Genomic DNA, 5,143 nt, shown 5'->3' with positions numbered 1-5,143 from the left:
GATTGACAGGGTAAAGAACGATTCCGGTAGGAATCCTCATTGTTCTTTGGGATATATCCTTTATTTGCACCAGAACCCTTTTTCCTGTCTACTATAAGGGGATCATATCAGAAGGTGACTTCTCTTTTTCGACGTACAAGGAATTACAGCAACTATTCAGAATTTCTTAAACGATAACTGTATTTTGTAAACGGGTTTATGTTTTTTCAAACTTTGCAACAGAACCATTGCGCTCGTCCTCTATTTTTCTATTCGATTTAAAAACATTTCTAAAGCCTGGTTTACAAGTTCGGTTTTAAAACCTTTCTTTTTACCCTTAGATAACTTTTCTAGACGCTTAATTGTCTCGTTTTTAATTAACCATGTTTGACGAGTGTGAGTGTCTTCTTTGGTAACCTTTTTATTAAACTGTTCAAGAAACTGTTCAGTAAACTCATCATGAATATGTTTAGGTTTATTTTCATTTTGTTGTTCATTAATCATTTCAGGTTCGTGAACTACTTCAGGTGCATTATCATTATTAAATTCTTGAACCTGTTCTTGAATCTCTTGACGTTCATTAATCGTTTCATTATCAGCAAGATCGGAAAAGGCTGGAACAGTAGGTTTGATTGTTTCTTTCTTATCTTTAACAGCCTTTCCGTAATCTGCTAAATCTCCTTTCCCTGCACGAGCCATTACACCGTCACCTCTGCTAATAATTCATTCGCTAAATCAGTATATAAGTCTACAACCTTATCTTTCTTTTTTAGAAGAGTTGCAGGTTTTTTCTCATAAGCAATTGCTTTAGCAAACTTAATTGATTTAGGAATAATTGTTTCGAAAACTTTAATATCATTCTGCAAACAGAACTTGCGGCATTCTTGTAATACCTCTTCATGTAGAGTTGTCGTTCTGTCATAAAGAGTCGGAACAACTCCGAGCAAATTAAGTTCAGTGTTTGTTTTTGATTTGAATTTAGCAATTGTATTTACCATTTTAGCTAACGATCTCATACTATAAACTTCTGGCTGGAATGGAATAATTACATCTGTTGCAAATTCTAATACGTTCGCTTGTACTAATCCTAAGTTTGGTGGTGTATCAATAAATATGTAATCATAATCATTCACAGCATCTTTCATTGCATTTTTCAGCAAACCAAAAGGCGTTGGGTATTTTGTGATTTCTGGAAGAACATCTAATTCGAAAAAGGACATATCATCATTAGATGGCAAAACATCGATATTCACATGTGCATTCATAATTGCGTGTTGAACAGGTAATCCATCTACCAAAACATCATATAAAGTGTATTGGCATTTGTCAGGATTTTTATTAAAAGAAACTAAAGCATTTCCTTGATTATCTGTATCGATTATTAGTACACGTTTACCTTGAGTAGCTAACACACCAGCAAGGTTTACAACAAGCGTTGTTTTTAAAACCCCGCCTTTGTTTTGGGATATGGATATAATTTTAGTCAAAGTATTTCCTCCTTTTTTCGGCTCAATAATAACACAGTGAAAGTGAATAGTAAAATGAATATAAAGATTAATAATTTAATAAACAGTTTAATATTCATTAACATATTCATAAAACTGAACAGTTTAATGATAAATTTAATATTTATATTTATGTTAATATTTCTCTTTATCTTAATGAAATCCTTGGTTCTATTGCAAAGTTAGAAAAAATATAAAGAGGGCTATAAATTCGGGATAGGATTTAAGTAATCGCTACTAACTTTTGTAGTTCTTTGTACGCAGAAAAGACGGAGTCTGAATTGAACTGCCCCCCCAATTGTTGGACACTAACTAACAATTGGAGGTGTTTTTTTATGACCAAATTTACTGCGGAGGAAAAAATAGCTGCTGTTCAATCCTATTTAGAAGGAGTTGCGGGTTATGATGCAATAAGTGCATCCATAGGCGCATCCGTATCTACGATACGAACTTGGGTCATACAATACAAGCATAATGGTGTAGAAGCGTGTCGGATACTTTGAAATCCAGACGATTTCGCAAATCGACGTTTGACATGCCGATGATCTTGTTCAATCAGATTATTTCGATGTTTGATGGTACATTGTTTTGTATGTGTATAAAAATCGTCTTTCTGTAATTTTTTGAACGCACAAAGCAAGGCAGGCGCTTTATCTGTTGTGAGAACCGATGGTTCTCCAAAATGCTTGACCAATCTTTTCATAAAAGCATACGCAGCCTGATGATCACGAGTTTTTCGAAGTTGAAAGTCCAATGTATGACCATCACTATCAATGGCACGATATAAATAACACCATTTTCCTTTCACTTTGATATAAGTCTCATCTAAATGCCAAGCATGGTGTGCAACTTTGTTTTTCTTTTTCCAAATTTGATAGATTAGATTTCCATATTCATGGACCCAGCGCATAATGGTCGTAGGGTGAACAGAAACTCCTCGTTCTTTCAGGATCTCAGATACATCGCGATAACTTAAAGAAAAACGGCAATAGTAGCCCACGGCTACCAAAATAATATCTTTTTTAAATTGTTTTCCTTTAAAGTATCCCATGTATCATTCGCCCCATCTCAATTTTCCTATAGTTTAGCTCAGCTCAAAAAACTTTGCAACAGAGCCGAGGAATAGTCGATATGAGGGTAGCCTTTTGGTTGCTCTCTTTTTTTACTTAGGTATAAATAGACAAGCACCGATTCGGCATGGGGCATGAAAAATAAAAGCCCAGTCCAATCATGTTGTGATACATAATCGGGCTGGGCAAGGTGTTAATGGGTAAAACAAGCGTAATTTCCCTTCATAGGCGAAGGGTTAGGTTGACTATATGTTTATGGTAGCACACAAGTACGACTATGATAAGCTGAAAAATGTTATTTGTTACAGGTAAAATAAAGACGGATGACGAATGACTGTATGATGATAAAGAGGAACTTTATATATTGAGATACAGGCACACTCGTCATCCTTCTAAATGGAAAAGCTGAAGAAGAACATATGTATTTGGTACATAGTGTGTAGTACGGGACACGAAAAAGAGTGGATCTTTACGTATGTTCTTCATTCATATTCTTAGTATGTATTGAATATTGGTTTTTTATACCAATTAAATATAAAAGTTGAAGCATCCAGTTGGGTGTTTTTATTTGTGGAGGGAAGAGAACATGAAAGTAACGAAACAAGAACAGGCAATTATCATCGGCGTAATCATTTCTGCATTGGGGGAACAAATAGTGAATGAGTGTATCCATACTGACAAGCTAGAGAATGTAAGTGTGATTCATAATGAGATGCACGATAACACAACGCTGCAAGAACGAAGAGAAGCGTTGATTAACTTGTTGAATAAAATAATGGATGGAAATTCTGAAGGAATAATAAAAAAAGGCACAGCCGCATCATCTGTGGGGGACAATGAGCTGTGTCATGAGGGATTTGTTATACCTGTTTGCTGTAAGAAATGGTTAGGGTATTTATACTATAACAAGAAGCATACAAACATAAAATCATAAAGATGACCTTTTGCAAATGTAAAATGAAAGGTAAATAAGTGATGAAAAAATACAAAACCAAACAACAGAAGCGTAGCTTCTATGACAGCGGTGAATGGAAGAGTATACGCGAGCAAGTAAAGAAGCGGGACAACTATGAGTGTCAGGAGTGTAAGCGCAATGGTCGAGTTCAAACAGACACCAATGAATACAGTGAGAGTGCCAATCGTAAGAAGATTCAACTCGTTGTCCATCATATAAAAGAACTTGAACATCATCCTGAACTTGCATTAGAAAAGAACAATCTCGAAACAGTATGTGTGGATTGCCATAATAAAGAACACGGTAGAACATTCAAAAAGAAAATTAACAAATGGGAACACGATGAAAAATGGTAAAAAAGAATCGGCAATAACAGTCCCCCCCTTAAAAAATTTCATCAAAAAATCGTCTTAGGAGCACCGGAGGAGGGGGTTAACTGTCAGGTTTTTTTGCTAAATTTACGCACATAAGGGGGGTGGTGACTGTGAAGAACCAAGCGAAAGTAAAAAGAGAACTATTAAGTCGAATAAATCAAGAAGATAGCATTCAAGTTGAGAAGGTTGAGAGATATCTTAATCTCTTAGAATTGTATTATAAATTGGATGAAGCTATTGAAGAATTCGGGACAATGATTACTACAGTTAATGGGTCGCAAAAGTTCACTAAACCAAACCCAGCGATTGCGGAGAAAAACAAAATGGCCCTCCCTGTTTGGCATTTAGATGAGACTTACATCAAAGGGTTCTGTTGCAAAGTTTAAAAATCACTCAAATTTATGAATGAACTATACAATTTTCCGTATATTACTGAGCATTTATTCTTAATGAGTGCATGTTAATTCGTATTTTTTTAGGAAATTAAAACTTTGCAACAGAGCCCCCTTGAGGTATTGGTTTTGTGGTTTTATTTTTATTAATCAGTACGATACGTGAAATTATTCGGTTCTACCTAGTATACTTTCTCTTTATGGTAGGCGGAGTGACTTGTCTTTCTTTAAACGTCATCTTTATCTGTGATTTCGCATTTTCCCCTTTTTAGGTATAAATTGTATTATTCTTGTCTTTTCCTTTCGTTAGAAAGGAAACTGAGAGTTCATTTTTACAGTCCTCAACCTATAAATTGGGTTTATACTCCATTTTATAGGTTATTTAGATGTGCAAGGTATGTAGGGATTCTTTTCCTATCCCCTGAAAAAAAAGGGGGGGTAATACAAAATATTCCAATCAGTTCACATTTAACATTGTGAGTTATCTGGACCAAGTGGTGCTGGTAAAACGACCTTAGTTATGACCATAACGAATAATCTTAGTCCAATCGAAGGATTAACTGGGCCTATAAGATCTATCACATAAATCTTATAAACGAATCTACCAGCTTAGCATATAAGTGTCTTCATAATTTGTTTCACTTTTTCATCATCTACTCGATAAAATACTTCTAATCCTTTTCGCTCATACGCTACGACTTTATGGATTTTTAGCTTGCTAAGATGTTGCGAAACAGTGGATTGTGGCATAGCGAGATACCGTTGTAATTCAGAAACATTTAAGGCCTTTTTCGGTTCTGTTGCAAAGTTTGAAAAAACATAAATCCGTTTACAAAATACAGTTATCGTTTAAGAAATTCTGAATAGT

At 35.0% G+C, this 5,143-nt stretch carries 6 protein-coding genes and 3 pseudogenes; 5 read left to right on the top strand and 4 right to left on the bottom strand.

Annotated features, from left to right (window positions below):
* Window positions 1–240: 240 nt before the first annotated feature.
* Together JDS99_RS29735 and JDS99_RS29730 are read right to left on the bottom strand one after the other, a co-directional pair.
* Window positions 241–678, bottom strand: a complete 438-nt coding sequence (locus JDS99_RS29735) for a hypothetical protein (protein ID WP_199696349.1) — start codon at window positions 676–678, stop codon at window positions 241–243.
* Window positions 678–1,466 (bottom strand): ParA family protein, encoded by a 789-nt coding sequence (locus tag JDS99_RS29730; protein ID WP_199696348.1) that lies wholly within the window; start codon window positions 1,464–1,466, stop codon window positions 678–680. Before JDS99_RS29730 ends, JDS99_RS29735 begins: the two co-directional genes overlap by 1 nt.
* Window positions 1,467–1,819: 353 nt before the next feature.
* Here JDS99_RS29730 and JDS99_RS32860 point away from each other — a divergent pair, with 353 nt between their 5' ends.
* Entirely contained in the window at window positions 1,820–1,987 is a 168-nt protein-coding gene (locus tag JDS99_RS32860; protein WP_199696347.1) for a helix-turn-helix domain-containing protein, read from the top strand.
* On the opposite strand, the pseudogene JDS99_RS29720 reads toward JDS99_RS32860, so the two are convergent.
* Window positions 1,957–2,535: pseudogene (locus tag JDS99_RS29720) on the bottom strand (IS6 family transposase); the annotation flags it as partial. The gene JDS99_RS32860 and the pseudogene JDS99_RS29720 sit on opposite strands and share 31 nt — an antisense overlap.
* Before the next feature lie 605 nt (window positions 2,536–3,140).
* Here JDS99_RS29720 and JDS99_RS29715 point away from each other — a divergent pair.
* The 4 genes and pseudogenes from JDS99_RS29715 to JDS99_RS32685 form a co-directional block, all read left to right on the top strand.
* Window positions 3,141–3,335: pseudogene (locus JDS99_RS29715) on the top strand (hypothetical protein); the annotation flags it as partial.
* A 194-nt stretch (window positions 3,336–3,529) separates the two neighbouring features.
* Window positions 3,530–3,865 (top strand): HNH endonuclease, encoded by a 336-nt coding sequence (locus JDS99_RS29710; protein ID WP_199696346.1) that lies wholly within the window; start codon window positions 3,530–3,532, stop codon window positions 3,863–3,865.
* A gap of 128 nt (window positions 3,866–3,993) precedes the next feature.
* Window positions 3,994–4,269, top strand: coding sequence for a P27 family phage terminase small subunit (locus tag JDS99_RS29705; RefSeq protein WP_199696345.1), 276 nt, complete (start codon window positions 3,994–3,996; stop codon window positions 4,267–4,269).
* A gap of 496 nt (window positions 4,270–4,765) precedes the next feature.
* Window positions 4,766–4,861: pseudogene (locus tag JDS99_RS32685) on the top strand (hypothetical protein); the annotation flags it as partial.
* Between the two features lie 23 nt (window positions 4,862–4,884).
* On the opposite strand, the gene JDS99_RS31750 reads toward JDS99_RS32685, so the two are convergent.
* Window positions 4,885–5,121 (bottom strand): metalloregulator ArsR/SmtB family transcription factor, encoded by a 237-nt coding sequence (locus JDS99_RS31750; protein ID WP_199696350.1) that lies wholly within the window; start codon window positions 5,119–5,121, stop codon window positions 4,885–4,887.
* Window positions 5,122–5,143: the final 22 nt, after the last annotated feature.

The organism is Bacillus cereus group sp. N6 (genome assembly GCF_016483705.1).
Taxonomy (GTDB): domain Bacteria; phylum Bacillota; class Bacilli; order Bacillales; family Bacillaceae_G; genus Bacillus_A; species Bacillus_A wiedmannii.
This window is presented reverse-complemented; position numbering and strand designations above follow the sequence as displayed.